The sequence below is a fragment of the Bacillus sp. AFS053548 genome, from assembly GCF_002575105.1.
Taxonomy (GTDB): Bacteria; Bacillota; Bacilli; order Bacillales; family Bacillaceae_G; genus Gottfriedia.
The window spans coordinates 41,295-59,508 of record NZ_NUHI01000005.1; the positions used below are offsets into that span (position 1 = coordinate 41,295).

Sequence of the window (18,214 nt, forward strand, 5' to 3'; positions counted from 1 at the left end):
TTATTTGCCCTCCTTTAATCGCTCACGAACGGTATGAACATCTTTATCGCCTCTACCAGATAAACAGATGACTAAATTTTCATCCTTCTTCATCGTTGCTGCTAGCTTTATTGCGTATGCAACTGCATGTGCACTTTCTAATGCTGGGATAATTCCTTCTAATCTTGCTAGTAATTGGAATGCTTCAAGTGCTTCTTCATCTGTGATTGATTCGTATTTTACACGTTCAATATCTTTCAAATAACAATGCTCAGGACCTACTCCGGGGTAGTCAAGTCCCGCAGAAATAGAATGAGCTTCTTGTATTTGACCATCTTCATCTTGAAGTAAATACATTAATGCACCGTGTAATACGCCTGGTACGCCTTTTGTTAAAGATGCTGCTTGCTTATCTGTATTGATTCCATGCCCAGCGGCTTCTACTCCAAATAACTTTACACTTTCATCCGTTATAAATGGATGGAACATACCAATTGCATTACTTCCTCCGCCAATACAAGCTACTACTGCATCAGGAAGTTTACCTTTCTTCGCTAAAAATTGTTGTCTTGTTTCTTTTCCAATTACACTTTGGAAATCTCTTACCATCATAGGAAAAGGGTGTGGCCCCATTACTGATCCTAATAAATAATGAGTGTCATCTACATTTGCAACCCAGTAACGAAGGGCTTCATTTACTGCATCCTTTAGTGTCGCACTTCCGGATTCAACACTAATCACTTTTGCGCCTAGTAATTCCATTCGGAACACATTCAGCTCTTGTCTTCGAACATCCTCAGCACCCATGAAAATAACACATTCTAAATTTAATAGAGCACAAACTGTTGCAGTTGCGACGCCATGTTGTCCCGCTCCTGTTTCAGCAACAATTTTTCGTTTCCCCATTCGAATCGCAAGTAATGCCTGACCTATTGCGTTGTTGATTTTGTGAGCACCAGTATGATTTAAATCCTCACGTTTTAAATAAATATTAGCTCCGTTAGCATGCTTAGTTAAATTTTCTGCAAAGTAAAGAGGTGTTTGGCGGCCTACATAATCCTTTAACAAGCTTTCAATTTCCTCATTAAACGCTGGATCATCTTTAATATTTGAATAAGCCTCTTCTAATTCTGTTATGGCTTGAACAAGCGTTTCAGGTATATATTTCCCTCCATACATACCGAAATGACCTTTTACATCTGGAAGTGTGTACGTAGACATTTAAATTCCTCCTAATTTAACTTTTTTTATAAAACTTTTTATTTTTTCTTCATCTTTTTTCCCGTTCGTTTCGACTCCACTACTTACATCAACCATTATTGGTTTTACGACGCTACTTGCAGGTATTACATTCTCAATCGTCAATCCACCAGCTAAAATCAAGTTATCTATTTTCTTTGATTTAACAAGGTCCCAGTTAAATGTTGTTCCATTTCCGCCACGGTATTTTCCACTCGGGCTATCAACTAAAATATAATCACAATCATATTCTGCGATTTTTTCAACGTCCTTTTCCGATTGAACTCGTAATGCTTTGATTACTGGAAAGGATAATGAACGACAAAATTCTGGCGTTTCATCTCCATGTAGCTGAAGATGTGTTAAACCAACTTCCTCATAGATGGATTCTAATGTCTCCTTTGTTTCATTTACAAAAACGCCAATCTTCAACACCGAATCTGGCAGTAACTCGATGATCTTTTTTGCCTCAGAAATTTCAATTTGACGTTTACTTTCTGCAAATACAAATCCAATGGCATCAGCTCCTGCATTTATTGCACATTTAGCTGTTTTTAAATCGGTAATGCCACAAATTTTCACTTTCACTGCTTAGCCTCCTTTAGAATAGGAACCATCAGCTCGCTCATGTTTGATGATAATTCATTGCTCCTCATTAATGCCTCTCCGACTAAAATTCCGTTTGCCCCAACATCTCTTACACGTTTTGCATCATACTGATTGAAAATTCCACTTTCACTAATAATGAAACCTCCATCCGCTTGAATAAGTGGTGCTAGTCTTTCTGTCACACCTAGATTCACTTCAAATGTTTTTAAGTTTCGGTTATTAATGCCGTATAGATCGGGCCTAATTTTTAGTGCTTTTTCTAAATCTTCCTCGTCATGTACTTCCATCAATACTTCGAGATTTTGCTGCTTCGCATATTGATATAAATGATTTAGTTTTGTAAAAGGTAATGCAGCAGCAATTAGTAAAATAATGTTTGCTCCATGCTCTTTTGCGATATCTATTTGAACTGGATCGATAATAAAATCCTTGCACAATATCGGAATATTAACGGAATCACGCACAATTTTCAGATCTTTAAAGGAACCTTTAAAGAAAGTCGTATCAGTTAAAACAGATATTGCTGCTGCTCCATTTCCCTCATATTTCTTTGCTTGTTCTGCTGGATTAAGATTTGTATTAATATCACCTTTTGATGGTGATGCTCGTTTAAATTCCGCAATAATCGATAAATGGTCTGCAACTTTTAATTGTTCAATTAATGATAAATTCTTTGCTTGGTCTGTTATTTTCCGGCTAATCGCTCTTAAACTTTTAATTTCGATTTGTTTTTGAGAAATGATTCGATCTAAAATGGTTTCCATTTAAATAACCTCTCTTTTTAGTTTGCTAGTTTTTTCAACTAGTTTTTGTAATTTCTCATAAGCTGCACCAGAATCGATGCTCTCTTCAGCCTTCCTAATACCATCTGTAATTTGATTGACAATCCCTGAAGTATAAATTGCTAAACCAGCATTTAATAAAACCGTATCTCTAAAAGCTCCTTTTTCTCCTTTTAGTACTCGAAGAAGAATATCTGCATTCCTCTTTGCATCTCCACCTTTGATTTCTGTATTTGGATAATAAGTTAATCCAACTTCTTCCGGATGAAGTGTCATCTTTTTCATCTCATTATTTTCTAGTAGGACGATATGATTCTCACCAGCTAACGATGCTTCATCTAAATGCCCTGCACCGTGTAATACAATCGCTCGTTTACGTCCTAATTTATTTAGCACTTCTGCAAAAACTTCTAAATAATCTCTTCTGTAAATTCCTAATAGTTGGGTCTCTAATTCAACTGGATTTGTTAAAGGTCCAATTAAGTTAAAAATGGTCGGAATTTGTAGCTCACGTCTAACCTTCATAACTTTTTTCAATCTTGGATGAACATATGGAGCAAATAAAAAGGTAATTCCTATTTCATCTAAAAGCTCCTCGGAAGCTTGTGTTGGAATCGATAGCTCCACACCTAATTGTTCTAATACATCGGCGCTACCTGTTTTGCTAGACATGCTACGATTTCCATGCTTTGCAATTGGAATTCCACTTCCTGCAATAACAAACGCTGATGTTGTACTCACATTAAAGCTCGATGAATTATCTCCACCTGTCCCACAATTATCAATGACATTATGAAACTTCCTAGTAAATCCTACCGTATGATTTCGAATCGCGTTTACTAGTCCTGCAATTTCGTTTACTGTTTCACCTTTTGTTTTTAAAGCAACTAGAAATGCTGCGATTTCACTATCTGATATTTGATCATCTTGTAAAATCCTACCGACAGCTACTTGCATTTCTTCTACTGTAAACGACTCTCGATTAGCTAAGCGTTGAAGGTACTCTTTCATCTTTTAATTCCTCCCTTATTTCATTTAAAAAGTTTAATAAAAGTTGTTTTCCATATTCTGTTCCAATAGATTCCGGATGAAATTGCATACCGTAGATTGGGTATTTTCTGTGTTTGATGGCCATGATTTCTTGATCGTCCATTGAAAATGCTAAAGTTTCAAATAATGGCGGTATCGTTTCCTTTTCAATTACCAGTGAATGGTATCGCATAACCTCTAACGGTTGTGACATGTAGGCAAATAAGTTGCTACCATCATGCCTAATTTTCGATGTTTTGCCATGTTTGATTTGTATAGCTTTAATAATTTTTGCACCGAATGCATAACCTATTGCTTGGTGCCCTAAGCAAATGCCCAGTATTGGGACTGTTTTATGAAAAGTTTTAATGAGTTCATTCGTTTCCTGTTTCTCCTCGGGCTTGCCAGGTCCCGGAGAAAGAATGATTGCTTTTGGATTCATTTCTTTTATTTCATCAATCGAAATTTTGTCATATCTAGCGATTTTCATTTCTTCGCCAAGCTCTCCTAGAAATTGATAAAGATTGTAAGTAAAAGAATCATAGTGATCAATTATTAAAATCATGATTTTCCTCCAAAAAAGCTTTTAGTTTATTAATGGTTTCTTCATATTCATATTCGGGTTTGCTGTCATAAACAATGCCTGCTCCTGCTTGAATATAGGCCATTTGATTTTTTAAAATCATCGTTCGAATAGCTAATGCAAAATCAAGGTTTCCATTAACGGATACATAACCGACTGCACCAGAATATACCCCTCGCTTTGAACTCTCTAATTCATTAATGATTTCCATTGCTCTAATTTTAGGCGCACCAGATACGGTTCCAGCTGGTAAGCAAGCAATAAGAGCATCAAGTGAAGTATGTGTTTTTTTAAATTGCCCACTAACTTCGGAAACGATATGCATGACATATTTGTATCTCTCAACGTTCATATATTTTTCTAATTGGATTGTTCCAAACTCGCAAACTTTGCCTAGATCATTTCTTCCTAAATCAACAAGCATTTTATGTTCGGCAAGTTCCTTTTCATCCTGTAATAAATCTCTTTCGATCATTAAGTCTTGTTCAACCGTTTTCCCTCTTCGTTTCGTACCGGCAATTGGGTTCGTTATGACCTGATTATCTTTAACTTTTATTAAGCTTTCAGGGGAAGTACCAGCAACAACGCTATCACCAAAATCGATATAATACATATATGGTGACGGGTTTTGGATTCGTAATTTTCGATAATAGTCAAATGGATTCCCTTCAAATTTTGCTCCCATTCGATGTGATAGAACGACTTGAAAAATATCTCCTTTTTGAATAAATGACTTTGCCTTTTCTACTTTGGAAATGTAGTCAGCTCTACTAACTTCAGACTCGAAAGTAGAAAATACAACCGGTTTTATTTGCTCCTCTTGATTTGAGTTAGATAAAATTACTTGCTTATAATTCTGAATTTCGCTCTTCAAATCTTCTAATGTTGTTTCATCGGAAAGCTTTGTTCCAACTAAATGAATTTTCTGTTCCAAATGATCAAATACAATAATGACTTCAAAAAACATTAAATGGAGATCTGGCATTCCGATAACGTCTTCCAGCTCATCACCGATTTCTTCAAACTGGCGAATCATATCATATCCTACATACCCAATTCCCCCACCAATGAAAGGGATATCCAATACCTTTAAGTAATCCTGCTTTGGTATTAACTCATTCAGCTTTAAAAGAGGATTTCCAACAAACTCTTCTTTTTGACCATTTTTATAGATGATTTGACCATTTTGATTTGTCCCAATCAATTCAAAAGCTGGTTTTGAACCAACAAATGAATAACGGCCAGAATCTTTATGCTTAAATGAACTTTCAAATAAAAACTTTTTGCTAGCGGTCAATTTCTTAAATAATGAAATCGGTGTAAACAAATCCCCCATTATCGTTTCAATGATTATTTCTGCTTTGTTTTGTACTGACAATTTGTTCGACCTCCAAAAGTTAATGATGAATATAAAAAAAGTCCCCTATACGCACAAAGATTGTGCATATAGAGGACGATTAGTTGCTACCGCGGTACCACCTCAGATTGGATCAGATTGATCTGAATCCCACTTTTCGGATACGGGAATTAGTTACTTAAATAATTCCGATACCCTATCCTTTTAACGGTGGAAATCCGTGCATCCCTACTTTAATGTTCAAGATGCCTCTCGTAAGCCCATTCGATAAAGGTTCCTGTATTAGACTCCCACCATTGTCTAACTCTCTGTGACATTCACCAATATTTACTCTTCTTACTCAGCGATTTATTAGTATTTAATTTTTAAGAAATACAAAAAGGGCCCCCCGTCTTAAAAAAGGACGAGAGACCCGTGGTGCCACCTTCATTAGCTGATTAACAGCTCGCTTTGTCGGTATCCAATCAATTTTCTATTGAATACCCGTCTTTTGTAACGAGAAGACTACTCGCCAAAGCCTACTACTTATTTAAGGTTCGGTTTGAATGCTCGGAAGTCCATTCGCGATTACTTTCACACTGATTCGCACCAACCATCAGCTCTCTTTAGTTTCCGTAATCGTTACTACTCTTCGTCAAAGCAAAGTAATTATGGATGTTTATTTAAATTAATTGTCCTTATATTATTATGCAAAAAATAAAAAGTCAACATGTTTATTTCTACAAGATTCGATTTTTCTTCTTTTTAGAAAACTAATATTTTACATTTTTGTTAATCTAAAAAACGGAATCGCAAATGATTTTTCATACGAGTCTTCATTGCATACACAACCTAATTTTGGAAAGAATAAACCCAAACCCAATTAGACCTTCCATCAAAGAGGTATCAATATGAGAACCGATACAACAACAATTAAGTCAAATAAAGAAGTTTTATCAAATAATCTTAAAAATAATATTGAAATCATTCAAGAATATTTAAGGCATACAGAAGATTTAGTCGTTAAGATTATTCATAAAAATACTCAGATTTTTGCCGTTTTGTTTCTTGAATCGATGATAAAAATTGAAGCACTTCAATCATTTATTATCGAACCAATTCTAAGAGAAAAAAAAGATGAGACAGGCAATATCGTCAAATCATATGAGATTAAAAACTCATCAAATATCTCTGAATTAGGAGATAGTTTATTAAACGGATTTTGTCTAATTTTAGAAGAAAATTGTTCAAAAGGAATACTAGCAGCAGCTCCTGATGATAAAGAACGTGCAATTCAAGAACCTGCTAATGAACAAAATATTAATGGTGCTCACGATGGTTTTGTCGAAAATATAAATACAAATATACAATTACTAAGAAAAAGAATTCGTACACCTGAGTTAAAGATTAAGTATTTTACGATTGGTAAGATTACGAATACTAAAGTTGCTATGGTTTATATTGATTCCATTGTAAATCGAAAACTTGTCGAGGTCATAGAAGAAAGAATTTCAGGTCTTGAATTAGACAGTCTTCGTTCAACTGGACAACTAGAAGAATTGATTGAGGATAGTACGTTTTCACCATTTCCACAAGTATTAAATACAGAAAGACCAGACCGAGCTACTTCTTATCTTTTAGACGGAAAAATAAATTTACTTGTAGATGGGAATCCAACAGTTTCTATTGTACCAATTACCTTTTTCGCTTTTTATCAAGCTCCCGATGATTATAATCATCGATGGTTGATTGGTTCATTTTTTCGAATTATTAGGGTATTTAGCTTTATCGTTGCAATTAGCTTACCTGCTATATACATTGCGATCGTATCCTTCCACTCTGAAGTACTACCATTAGGTCTTCTTTATTCAATTAGGGTTTCTTTAGAGTTTGTACCGTTTCTCCCTCTCGTTGAAGCTTTTGCAATGCAAATCATATTAGAACTACTAAAGGAAGCTGCTATTAGACTACCTTCTCCTATCGCTCAAACAATTGGTATAGTTGGTGGTCTAGTTATTGGTACCGCTGTTGTTGAAGCGCATTTAGTATCAAACACGATGATCGTCGTAATTGGTTTTACAGCAATTGCTTCGTTTGTAGCACCAGTTAGTGAGATGGGTACTAGTATGAGGCTATTGGGCTTTCCGACGATGATTATGGCTTCAATACTAGGTTTCTTTGGGATTACACTAACACTAATGTTAATTTTTATGCATATGTGCAAATTAAAATCTTTTGGCATGCCCTACTTTTCTCCAATGGCACCTTTTCGCAAGGAAGATATAAAGGATACTTTCTTTAGACTCCCTTCATGGAAGCAAAATACAAGACCAACTGATACACGTCCCCAAAAGATTGTACAGCAAAGAATATCTAGGGTGTGGAAGAAAAAATGATAACAAATAGTAACTCGATTTCTAAATTACAGCTCTACTTTTTTATTGTCCAGAGTCAAATTGGTATTGGACTACTCTCATTACCAAATGCGGTTCAAAGTACGGCCAAAGGTGATGGGTGGATCTCTACCTTAATTGCAGGAGTAGCTGTTCAAATTACATTATTTATTTACTGGTTTTTACTAAAAAGATATCCAAATACTACATATACAGATATTACAAAAAAAATTTTAGGTAAATATCTAGGAAAGTTCTGTAACTTATTTATATATATCTATTTTATTATGATTGGAAGTCTTGCTTGTGCTCTTTTTATCAGAAGCATATCCCTTTGGTTATTACCGTTAACTCCAACATGGGTACTATCACTAATTATTATTTTATCAAGCATTTATTTAACAATTAGCGACCTAAGAATCATAGCAAGATTTTTTGTATTAGCATCGGTTCTAATCATCCTTTTATTTTTACTATCGTTCTTTACCTTTTATTTACCAAAAGATTTTCACTATATTCTACCAATCGGTCAATCAGGAGTAAAAAATATAATTTTAGGAAGTCATAAATCATTACTTTCGATATTAGGATTTGAAAGTCTTTTACTAATTTTTCCTTTTGTGCTTGATACTGAAAAAGGAATATTAAAAACTGTTAGTCTTGCCAATTTCTCTGTGACATTATTCTATACATATTTTACCTTTATTTGCCTATTAAGCTTTAGTCCAACACAACTTTTGCAAATTAGGGAGCCTGTTTTATATATATTTAAAGCCCTTTCATTTGAAATGATGGACCGCTTAGATTTGATTTTTTTATCGGTCTGGATTGTGCCAATGACGACCTCTGTAATCCTTTACTTATTTTTATCAGCTAAAAGTATTAGTAAAGAAAAATCATTTAAAAAAAATGTAGTTATTAGTGGAATCTTAATTTTTTTCTTAACAATTATACCTTTTGATGAAGATCAACTAGCTATCTTTGATAAATATGTCACTTATTTAAGCTATGTGGTTGTATTTGGACTTCCCTTCATTCTGTTTTGTCTATCCTTCATCATTTCAAAAACTGAAAGGAGTGAACAATTATAAGAAAATCATTTTTGATAACCTTATGTTTGTTTACCTTTTTTTTAGCTAGCTGTTGGGATCAAAATCTATTGGTAAATAAGAAAATGGTTAATGGCATTAGCTTCGATTTAGATCAAGACGATAATATATTAGCTACAGTTAGAGCATTAAATATTGAAAACAAAGGTGGAGGACAGTTTGAAGTTAAGGACGAACTTGTTAAAGTAAAGCGACCTGCTATATCAGGAATGGAAATTGATATTAACAATAAACTACCTGGCCTAATTGATGTAAGTAAAGCACATATAATCTTAATAGGGCGCGACCTTGCTAGAAAAGGAATTTACCCTTTTTTAGAACTTTTTTATCGCCCTAGACAAGCCTATGTTTCTACGAGAATTGTTATAGCAGAAGATAAGGCTTCAGACCTTATTACAATCGATCCTGGAACTAGCCCAATTGCATTTATCATACTAAAAGGACTAGAGGCAGCTGAAGATACTACAAAGATTCCGAAAGTAACTGCTTTTACAGCATGGACACAAGTTACAGATAAAGGTCGAGATATCGTTTTACCTTTTGTAAAAAAAGACGAAAATGATAAAATTACAATCGGTGGAATAGACCTATTTAATGGTGATAAATTTTCAGGAATTAGCTTACCTAATGGAAAAGGAAGTCTTTTATTGCTGCTAATGGATCGACTAATTAAATATAGTGAGATGGCTGTAGAGTTAGGGGATCGAAAAACAATTTCTTATAGAGTAAAAAATATGAAAAGGGATTTAGATGTAAAAGTAGATAAAAAGACAAAGAAAATAACTTGTAAGCTAAATCTAACACTTGATTTAACAATTATTAGCTATACAGGAAAGATAGCCGAAAAGCTAAACAAAGCCAAATTAAATAAGGATGTTTCACGAATTCTTACTAAACAGTCTGATGAAATCACTAAATCATTATTGGAAGCTAATTGTGATGCATTAGGAATCGGAGGAATTTTATCTAGCTCTTATCCAGATCTATGGAAAAAAATAAAATGGGAAAAGGAATATAAAAATGTTAAGTTCAAAACTTCCGTAAAAGTAAAAATTGATCGAACTGGACCTGTTTTTTAAGAATCATATTTATAATATTTCATACTCTTGAGCAACATAATGTAAGGATTAAGGATTAGAATCAATCTGTTTTTTAGGAGGAACCCTACTTGAGACTCGGTAAAAAAAATGATACATTCTTTGAAATGCTCTTAAATATTGCAAATAATGTAAATGAATGTTCGATTTATTTTGATGACTTTAAAATAAAAAATGCTACTGATTTAAAAACATTCTCTGCAGAAATGAAGGCTTATGAAACAAAAGGTGATACATATATTCATCAAATTATTGTTGAATTAAATAAAACATTTATTACACCAATCGAACGTGAAGATATACTAGAACTTGCTAATAAAATGGACGATGTACTAGACGGAATGGAGCAATGTTCCGCAACATTCGAAATGTACTCCATTGTTCAAATTGATGAATTCATGGTGAAGTTTGTTAAAAATATTCGCAGTGCTGCCAATGAAATCTTAAAAGCAATTCAGTTACTTTCACGGAAGAAATTATTAGAAATGCGCGTACATGCGATTCAAGTAAAAGATTATGAGTCACAGTGTGATGCGTTATTACGCACTTCCATTAAAGAGCTTTTTAAAAATGAAAAAGATCCAATCAAAATAATTCAGTTCAAAGAAATTTATGAAATGTTAGAAGCAGTTTCAGATAGTGCACAAGATGTAGCAAATACACTTGAACAGATTATTATGGGTAATGCATAATTAAATAGCAACTAAAAAATACAGTCAATTAGACTGTATTTTTTTTATCTCTCTTCTAATAGTTTTTTTGCAAGTTTTCTAACGATTGATCGTGGAATGAATCGAACAGATTGCGCTAATATTTTATTCTTAATACCTATAATAACAACAGTTTTCTTCTTACTAACTGCCTTATAAGTTAACTTCGCAACTTTTTTTGGGGTCATAATTTCACCTTTAAACAACCTTGAATTATTTCCACCGGATGAATTTATTATTCCCGTTCTAGTTGGTCCAGGGCAAACAGCTGTTACGGTAACTCCAGTATGTCTTAATTCCTCTGAAAGAGCTTCACTAAATGATAGTACATAAGCCTTTGAAGCTGCATAGACAGACATTTTTGGCCCTGGTTGAAAAGCTGAAGTAGATGCAATATTGATAATTTGGCCCGTTTTTTTTTGAAGCATATTTGGTAAGAAGTATTTTACGATCTCTGTTAAAGTAACAATATTTAGCTGAAGCATCATTAACTCTTTCATTAAATCAGTCCGACCAAAGTCTCCGTATAGGGCAACTCCAGCATTATTTACTAGAATATCAATCTCCATTTGTGATTTTGAAACTTGATCAAAAATAGACTTAGCAGAATTTACTTTAGAAAGGTCCTCTGTAACAACCAGTACTTTTATATTGAACTGCTTCATCAATGAATTAGCCATTTCTTCTAATTTAATTTTATTCCTAGCAACTAATACTAAGTTGAAATGATCTTTTGCAAATAATTTTGTTAACTCATAGCCGATTCCTTCTGTTGGTCCAGTAATTAATACTGTTTTACCCTTTTGTTTTTTGAATGTCATTATGATTATCCTTTATCTTTTTATCGTTTGAACACTTTTTGTTTTACTATATGTTCAACTATATAAAAAAAGGATTCCTACTTTATTTCTCATAATATTTCTTAACTAACTCAATAAATATTTCCAACGATTTCGTTTGAAGTTCGATTTTATCTGTGATAATTGAAAAATTCCGTTGAATAGGTGTCCCTTCTACTTTTAGGTAATCAATTGTATTTAACTGCTTTTCTTTTTTTATTGCTAGCTCAGATAAATAGGTAATTCCCATACCAGCTTCAACGGCCTCTTTAATTAATTGTGTACTACCAAATTCAATTATGTTTTTAGGACGTATCTTTAATAATTCAAATAATCGTTCAGTTGCTTCCCTTGTTCCGGATCCTTCTTCCCTAACAATCCATGTTTCATTTTCAATTTGATTCAATGTCACAACTTCAATAGCATATATTTCGCTCTTAGTTCCAGCAATAATATACATTTCATCATTTGCAAAAGGTTGTATATTTAAATTTGTATGAGTCGCTTCGCCTTCAACTATACCAATATCAATTTGATAACTTAATGCGGCCTGAACAATTTCTCGAGTATTCCCTATTTGTACTGATGGAATGACATTCGGGAAAAGTCTCTTCATTTCCGCTAAAATTTGCGGTAATACATATTCACCAAAAGTATAACTTGCACCTATTTTAAGATGACCACTAGCCTCATTCATCAGATCATTCACTAGTGTCGACATCCGCTTGTATAAACTAGTTATTTCCTTAGCATGCAAATAGACAATTTCTCCAGCCTTCGTTAGCTGAACATATTTATTTGTTCTAATTAAAAGCTTTGCACCAATATGCTTCTCAAGTAATTGAATTTGCTGACTAACGGATGGTTGAGTCATATGTAACTCTTCAGCCGCTCTTGAAAAATTTCTTTTTTCAGCGACCGCCATAAAAACTAAAAGAATTTGATCCATACTCTATCTCCTAGTATCAGATTTACTTATTATCAATATTATCATTATTTATTTTTCTTATAGTAGGAAATTTGATAAAACAGGTAAATAGAAAAAACTGTTGAAAAATGAGTTTGTCAACTAGCAGTCAATTGGTTGATTTCCACTAAAGCCTGCTATGAGTAAGTTTCTTTCCATATTTTGCTTAATTACATACTTAGACTTCCGTTTTTCACTATTGACTATGTTTTATTTCAACACGTTGAAAAAACTGATTCAAAATGAATCAGTCTTCTTTGATGACTTAACTTTTCTAATTAAGTTAATTGCCAAGTACGCTAAAACCATAAAGACAAGATAAATTGTTGCATAAAACCAGTACTCTTTATTGGTAAGTTTATTACTTAAGAGACTTAAAATGAAGAATGTTGTCAATGAACCTAATAATAGTCCAATTAATGTTTTTAACCTCATTACAATGCACTCCCATTAAAGTAATTTTAAGTATTTGAAAGAAACCCTTTTACAGTCTATATAGTTTATTATTGGTAAGAATATTCCAATCTAACCTTTCTAAAGTGCAAAATTAGGCTCTTTCTATACACTACTTCCTATAAAAAAGACTGATCTAATCGGTCAACAGTCTGATACTCTTTTACCATATTGAACTCCGACATCAATTAGTTCACTTATAAACTTTTTAATATTTCCTACTAGGACACCGCCATGCCCAGTACACATTACACTACTTTCAAACTGATTTATTTTTTTTAGTCCATCTAGAAAATGATCTAAGTGTTCTTTTGACACTCCACCATCTCTCAAATAATTTACCCACTCATTTCTAAGGTCATCTCCTTTAGAGACTAGTCCATCTTTTGATAAAGGATCACCGAAGAAACATATGAAATCACCCGTAAAAACTGTTTTTGATGAGCGATGATAAAAAACGACCGAACCTGGAGTATGGTATCCAACTAAATCATACTCAAACTCCTTTATTACTTCAAAAGCTTCCAGGTCATTACTAAACTGAGTTAATTCAAGTGAATCAATCAAATCATTATCATTTGAATGGATAAACTTCTTAGCATTTTTAAAAATACTAGAACCTTCAATATGGTCTTTATGTCCATGTGTAGCTAAAAAGAGATGGACGTCTTCTGGGGTTTTACCCAATTCAACCAGAGCTTTCCTAAGATACTTAGTATGGATCTTTTTTCCTGAATCAATAAGAGTAACTCCATTATCTTGAATTATAAAATAGCAATTATTATATGACTTCCATTCCGTATCCCATATTGCTAAAGCGTATATATTATTTACCACACGTTCGAAAGAAACTTCCACGTCTTCACCTCCAGAATAGATCGCATTCCATGATTAACTAAAAATCGGTCTGAAATACCTACATTATAGTGTTCTATCTTTACGACTAATAACCTTTTATCAATATGTTATCTAGTCATAACGAATATATATTATGAAAGATTTATTAGGGTTAATAGGTCTTATCCACTATATCAAAAATATATAAGACATAAATTTAACTTTTCAGAAAAAAATAGATTAGAAAATTAATGTGCTATAATCTTTCTAATTTTATAAATATAGTCCTGGAAGGAGCGTATAATGTGGAAAAAGAAGTAAATTTAAAGAAAAATATTGGCTTTTTCGTATCAACGTCTTTAGTAATCGGTACAGTAATTGGTTCTGGAATCTTTATGAAACCTGGGATCGTACTGTCTTCAACTGCTAACTCCACTATGGCTCTTTTAGCGTGGATTATCGGTGGCGTTATTACACTAGCAAGTGGATTAACGATTGCTGAAGTAAGTGTAAAAATCCCGAGAACTGGTGGATTATATGCTTACATAGAAGAGGTTTATGGTGAGAAGTGGGGATTTTTATGCGGTTGGGTACAAACCCTCGTCTATGGACCAGCCGTTATGGGTGCTCTTAGTCTTTATTTCGGTTCTTTGTTGGCAGATTTTTTCGGTTTTCAGGGAAGTAGCAAAGTTATTGGTATTATCACGATTATATTACTTGGTGGTCTAAATATACTAGGCACTCAACTTGGTGGATTTATTCAAACGATTTCAACTGCAGGTAAACTAGTTCCTATTATTTTAATTGCTGTTTTTGGTATTCTTCAAGGGGACGTATCAGTTTTTAATGCAGAGAGTGGTAGTTCTACTCAAGCACTTAGTATGGGCGCAGCAGTATTAGCGACTTTATGGGCATATGACGGTTGGATGAATGTAGGTTTTATGGCAGGAGAAATGAAGAATCCTTCAAAGACCCTTCCTAGAGCAATTATTTCTGGTATTGTTATTGTTATTTTAGCTTATCTTTCTGTTAATATCGCAATGTTACATGTTTTATCTGCAAGTAAAATTGTTGAATTAGGTCCTAATGCAGCTACTGCGGCAGCTTCTTCACTATTTGGTAGTATTGGTGGGAAAATTCTTGCCATCGGAATTTTAGTTTCTATTTTTGGCTGTTTAAATGGCAAAATTCTTACATTCCCAAGGGTTACATTTGCGATGGCAGAACGAAACTTCCTACCTGGTTCAAAAGTATTATCTAGTATTCACCCTAAATTTAATACGCCAGTAGGCTCAACTGTTTTTCAAATTGTTTTAGCATTAGCAATGATGATATTTTGGAACCCAGATCGACTATCTGATATGGCTATATTTGCAGTCTTCTTATTTTATGGACTAGCATTTAATGCAATCTTCATATTACGTAAAAAAGATAAAAGTCGAAATAAATTATATAAAGTGCCTTTATACCCTATCACTCCGATTGTGGCAATTTTAGGTACACTTTACATCATCGGTAGTACGATTATAAATGCACCAATAGATGCACTTGTATCAATTGGTATTGCAATTGTTGGTTTACCCGTTTATTGGAGACTAAAATCGACTATTAGAAGCGAAGAAAAATATAAAGCAAGTTAATATATAAGTATGATTAAAGGTTAATAAAAAGCAGGGAAAAGACTTCAATATCTTTTACCTGCTTTTTATGTTTTCTATTATTTATGTGCAAAAAATACTAATTGAACTAGGAATAATACTGCAAATATATAAACAAATGGGTGTACGTCTTTAAATTTACGTTTAACGATTTTCATGATCGGATATGAAATAAAGCCTAAAGCAATACCGTTTGCAATGCTTGATGTTAATGGCATACTAACGATGACTAAAAATGCTGGGAATGCTTCTTCAAAATCATCCCATTTAATCTCCGAAATACTTTTAATCATAAAACAGCCAACAATAATTAAGCTAGGCGCTGTAATTGCGGCAACTTCTGATACTGAACCAATCATTGGGCTAAAGAATGCTGCGATTATAAATAGGACCACAACAGTTAATGATGTTAAACCAGTTTTTCCACCAGCACCAACGCCAGCAGAGGATTCTACTGTTGCTGCAGTCGGACTTGTTCCTAACATTGCACCAACAATTGTTCCAATTGAATCAGCAGAGAATGCACTTCCTCCTTTTTCTAACTTACCATTTTTGATAAGACCTGCTTGTTTAACGATTGCTAGTAATGCTCCTGTTGTATCGAATAACATAACAAGTAAGAATGAGAAAATTACGCTATAAAGTCCATATTCAATAATGTCTTTCACTGAATCAATTGGGTTATATACTAAAATTCCTTTTGGTAAATGAGGCATAGCAACAAAACCATTTGCAAAATTCAGCTGACCTGTAAAATATGCAATTAGACCTGTCGTGATCATTCCTAAGAATAACGCACCATTTAAGTTAAGAGCCATAAATACAATTGTTATTAGTAAACCGATCAATGTAAGTGCAACTTTAGGGGAACTAAAATCACCAATTTGAACTAGATTAGTTGGATGATCTGCTACAATACCTGATAAACGTAAGCCAATAAAGGTAATAAACAAACCAATTCCAGCAGCAATTGCATGCTTTAAGTTAGCAGGGATTGCCTGAATCAATTTTGTTCGGAAAGATGTTAAAGAAAGTAGTAAAAATAAAATTCCAGTAATAAAAACAGCAGAAAAACCTACTGAATATGGGAGATTATGTCCCCCAATTACAGAATAAGTAAAATAGGCATTTAATCCCATTGCAGGTGCAATAACGATTGGATAATTAGCTATTAATGACATCGTTAAAGTACCAATAATGGTTGCTAGAATAGTAGCTAAAAATGCCTGGTTAAACGGTACACCTGCATCCTTTAAAATCATAGGATTGACAATAATGATATACGCCAAAGTTAAGAATGTAGTTAAACCAGCTAATACCTCAATTTTAACTGAAGTTTTTCGTTCTTTAAGTTGAAACATATGATGACTCCTTTATTATATTAAAATAAAAAAAACTGCCCGCTTTTCATGAGAAAAAGCAGGCAGTTTTACATTGTAAAGAAAACAAAAATCCAGAGCTCTTCCTCATAGTCTAGCAGTTTACGGGCGCTAGGTAGATACTCTTGAACCTTATTTTCAAGTTTATATGAGAAAATATTAATATATTTTTTCTATCATACGACCTGCCTTACAGTCTGTCAACAAAAAACATTTTTGTTATATAATTTAGAAAATAATATAATCAATGTGGATAAAATAGTAGTATACAACAATTATTTAAAAGTACTTTTTAGTAATAGCCGAATGGTGTTCTCATTAAAAAGCTATCTATGTTATTCTGAAAGTATAATTTAGAATTTAAGGGGTTGTTTAAAATTCGTTTAAATAAATTTATTAGTGAGTCTGGAAAAGCTTCGAGACGTGGAGCGGACAAGTTAATTAGTGAAGGAAGAGTAAAATTAAATGGTAGAGTAGCCAAAGTCGGTGATCAAGTTGAACCCGGTGATGAGGTAATTGTAAATGGTGAACATATTAGATTAGCTCGAAACCATGTTTATATAGCCTTGAACAAGCCAGTTGGTATAACAAGTACAACTGAAAAAGGTGTTAAAGGGAATATTGTTGATCTCGTAAACCACCCATTACGTATCTTTAATATTGGCAGATTGGATAAGGATTCTGAGGGTTTGATTCTCCTTACAAATGATGGAGATATTGTAAATGAGATTTTACGAGCTGAAAATAGGCATGAAAAAGAATATATTGTATCAGTAGATAAACCAATAACTCCTGACTTTTTAACCAAAATGTCTGAAGGGGTAAAAATATTAGATACAAAAACATTACCATGTGAAGTTAAACAGCTTTCAAAATTTGATTTCCAAATCATTTTAACACAAGGTTTAAACCGTCAAATTCGTCGCATGTGTGAAGCACTTGGATATGAAGTATACCGATTGCAAAGAACTCGAATTATGAATATTAATCTAGGCAATCTACCAATGGGTCAATGGAGAGACTTATCTAAAAAAGAAAAAACTCAGTTATTTAGAGAATTAAATTATGAGCCAAATGAATGGTAAATCAAATTAGACTGATTCGATTGAATTAGTCTTTTTTTTGCTATGGGTAAGTGAGTTTCATCTTTTTAATTTTTTGCTTACTCATGAACCCCTTATGAGTCACTATATCTCATCTTTTTCCTTTTTTACT

At 33.3% G+C, this 18,214-nt stretch carries 17 protein-coding genes, 1 riboswitch and 2 other annotated features; of the genes, 6 read left to right on the plus strand and 11 right to left on the minus strand.

All coding sequences use genetic code 11. The features are described 5' to 3' along the window. The 6 genes from trpB to trpE are packed head-to-tail and all read right to left on the minus strand — an operon-like array spanning position 1 to position 5,557. Positions 1-1,200 (minus strand): tryptophan synthase subunit beta, encoded by a 1,200-nt coding sequence (trpB, locus tag CN946_RS02100; protein ID WP_098859695.1) that lies wholly within the window; start codon positions 1,198-1,200, stop codon positions 1-3. Next, entirely contained in the window at positions 1,201-1,806 is a 606-nt protein-coding gene (locus CN946_RS02105; protein ID WP_098859696.1) for a phosphoribosylanthranilate isomerase, read from the minus strand. Next, entirely contained in the window at positions 1,803-2,591 is a 789-nt protein-coding gene (gene trpC / locus CN946_RS02110) for an indole-3-glycerol phosphate synthase TrpC (RefSeq protein ID WP_098859697.1), read from the minus strand. Before trpC ends, CN946_RS02105 begins: the two co-directional genes overlap by 4 nt. Continuing rightward, positions 2,592-3,620, minus strand: coding sequence for an anthranilate phosphoribosyltransferase (gene trpD / locus CN946_RS02115; protein ID WP_098859698.1), 1,029 nt, complete (start codon positions 3,618-3,620; stop codon positions 2,592-2,594). Then, entirely contained in the window at positions 3,592-4,203 is a 612-nt protein-coding gene (locus CN946_RS02120; RefSeq protein WP_098859699.1) for an anthranilate synthase component II, read from the minus strand. Before CN946_RS02120 ends, trpD begins: the two co-directional genes overlap by 29 nt. Continuing rightward, the gene (gene trpE, locus CN946_RS02125; RefSeq protein WP_098859937.1) at positions 4,187-5,557 is read right to left on the minus strand and encodes an anthranilate synthase component I; all 1,371 of its coding nucleotides are present in this window, start codon (positions 5,555-5,557) and stop codon (positions 4,187-4,189) included. The genes CN946_RS02120 and trpE overlap by 17 nt, the downstream gene beginning before the upstream one ends. A 110-nt stretch (positions 5,558-5,667) precedes the next feature. Next, positions 5,668-5,931 (minus strand) — a binding site (T-box leader). Positions 5,932-5,974: 43 nt separating this feature from the next. Beyond that, positions 5,975-6,225 (minus strand) — a binding site (T-box leader). Between the two features lie 243 nt (positions 6,226-6,468). Between trpE and CN946_RS02130 the strand changes: the two genes are divergently transcribed. The 4 genes from CN946_RS02130 to CN946_RS02145 all read left to right on the plus strand — a co-directional run bounded on the left by CN946_RS02130 (position 6,469) and on the right by CN946_RS02145 (position 10,848). Further along, positions 6,469-7,953: a spore germination protein gene (locus CN946_RS02130; protein ID WP_098859700.1), complete on the plus strand. Its 1,485-nt coding sequence runs from the start codon at positions 6,469-6,471 to the stop codon at positions 7,951-7,953. Beyond that, complete coding sequence (locus CN946_RS02135) at positions 7,950-9,041, plus strand: GerAB/ArcD/ProY family transporter (RefSeq protein ID WP_098859701.1); 1,092 nt, start codon at positions 7,950-7,952, stop codon at positions 9,039-9,041. The genes CN946_RS02130 and CN946_RS02135 overlap by 4 nt, the downstream gene beginning before the upstream one ends. A gap of 11 nt (positions 9,042-9,052) precedes the next feature. Next, the gene (locus CN946_RS02140; protein WP_286133790.1) at positions 9,053-10,138 is read left to right on the plus strand and encodes a Ger(x)C family spore germination protein; all 1,086 of its coding nucleotides are present in this window, start codon (positions 9,053-9,055) and stop codon (positions 10,136-10,138) included. 89 nt (positions 10,139-10,227) lie between these two features. Then, positions 10,228-10,848, plus strand: coding sequence for a DUF47 domain-containing protein (locus CN946_RS02145; RefSeq protein ID WP_025671577.1), 621 nt, complete (start codon positions 10,228-10,230; stop codon positions 10,846-10,848). 44 nt (positions 10,849-10,892) lie between these two features. Here CN946_RS02145 and CN946_RS02150 read toward each other — a convergent pair whose 3' ends face one another. The 4 genes from CN946_RS02150 to CN946_RS02165 form a co-directional block, all read right to left on the minus strand. Beyond that, positions 10,893-11,687 carry an SDR family NAD(P)-dependent oxidoreductase gene (locus tag CN946_RS02150; RefSeq protein WP_098859703.1) on the minus strand — a complete coding sequence of 265 codons (795 nt, stop codon included), beginning with the start codon at positions 11,685-11,687 and terminating at the stop codon, positions 10,893-10,895. An 82-nt stretch (positions 11,688-11,769) separates the two neighbouring features. After that, positions 11,770-12,654, minus strand: a complete 885-nt coding sequence (locus CN946_RS02155) for a LysR family transcriptional regulator (protein ID WP_098859704.1) — start codon at positions 12,652-12,654, stop codon at positions 11,770-11,772. A 255-nt stretch (positions 12,655-12,909) separates the two neighbouring features. Continuing rightward, a complete protein-coding gene (locus CN946_RS02160; protein WP_098859705.1) occupies positions 12,910-13,107 on the minus strand; it encodes a hypothetical protein in 198 nt (65 codons plus the stop codon). Between the two features lie 162 nt (positions 13,108-13,269). Further along, positions 13,270-13,983: an MBL fold metallo-hydrolase gene (locus CN946_RS02165; RefSeq protein ID WP_176547169.1), complete on the minus strand. Its 714-nt coding sequence runs from the start codon at positions 13,981-13,983 to the stop codon at positions 13,270-13,272. A gap of 284 nt (positions 13,984-14,267) precedes the next feature. On the opposite strand from CN946_RS02165, the gene CN946_RS02170 reads away from it, so the two are divergent. Further along, complete coding sequence (locus CN946_RS02170; RefSeq protein WP_176547170.1) at positions 14,268-15,602, plus strand: APC family permease; 1,335 nt, start codon at positions 14,268-14,270, stop codon at positions 15,600-15,602. A 77-nt stretch (positions 15,603-15,679) separates the two neighbouring features. Here the strand turns inward: CN946_RS02170 and CN946_RS02175 are convergent, their stop codons facing one another. Continuing rightward, the gene (locus tag CN946_RS02175) at positions 15,680-16,981 is read right to left on the minus strand and encodes an NCS2 family permease (protein ID WP_098859708.1); all 1,302 of its coding nucleotides are present in this window, start codon (positions 16,979-16,981) and stop codon (positions 15,680-15,682) included. 88 nt (positions 16,982-17,069) lie between these two features. After that, a riboswitch (purine riboswitch) is annotated at positions 17,070-17,171 on the minus strand. A gap of 205 nt (positions 17,172-17,376) precedes the next feature. Here CN946_RS02175 and rluF point away from each other — a divergent pair. After that, positions 17,377-18,084 carry a 23S rRNA pseudouridine(2604) synthase RluF gene (gene rluF, locus CN946_RS02180; RefSeq protein ID WP_098859938.1) on the plus strand — a complete coding sequence of 236 codons (708 nt, stop codon included), beginning with the start codon at positions 17,377-17,379 and terminating at the stop codon, positions 18,082-18,084. Positions 18,085-18,214: the final 130 nt, after the last annotated feature.

Bases quoted from the DNA above. Each gene is read 5' to 3' on its own strand.
- trpB (WP_098859695.1), bottom strand. From the start codon at position 1,200: ATGTCTACGTACACACTTCCAGATGTAAAAGGTCATTTCGGTATGTAT.
- trpC (WP_098859697.1), bottom strand. From the start codon at position 2,591: ATGGAAACCATTTTAGATCGAATCATTTCTCAAAAACAAATCGAAATT.
- trpD (WP_098859698.1), bottom strand. From the start codon at position 3,620: ATGAAAGAGTACCTTCAACGCTTAGCTAATCGAGAGTCGTTTACAGTA.
- CN946_RS02120 (WP_098859699.1), bottom strand. From the start codon at position 4,203: ATGATTTTAATAATTGATCACTATGATTCTTTTACTTACAATCTTTAT.
- trpE (WP_098859937.1), bottom strand. From the start codon at position 5,557: ATGGGGGATTTGTTTACACCGATTTCATTATTTAAGAAATTGACCGCT.
- CN946_RS02130 (WP_098859700.1), top strand. From the start codon at position 6,469: ATGAGAACCGATACAACAACAATTAAGTCAAATAAAGAAGTTTTATCA.
- CN946_RS02135 (WP_098859701.1), top strand. From the start codon at position 7,950: ATGATAACAAATAGTAACTCGATTTCTAAATTACAGCTCTACTTTTTT.
- CN946_RS02150 (WP_098859703.1), bottom strand. From the start codon at position 11,687: ATGACATTCAAAAAACAAAAGGGTAAAACAGTATTAATTACTGGACCA.
- CN946_RS02155 (WP_098859704.1), bottom strand. From the start codon at position 12,654: ATGGATCAAATTCTTTTAGTTTTTATGGCGGTCGCTGAAAAAAGAAAT.
- CN946_RS02160 (WP_098859705.1), bottom strand. From the start codon at position 13,107: ATGAGGTTAAAAACATTAATTGGACTATTATTAGGTTCATTGACAACA.
- CN946_RS02175 (WP_098859708.1), bottom strand. From the start codon at position 16,981: ATGTTTCAACTTAAAGAACGAAAAACTTCAGTTAAAATTGAGGTATTA.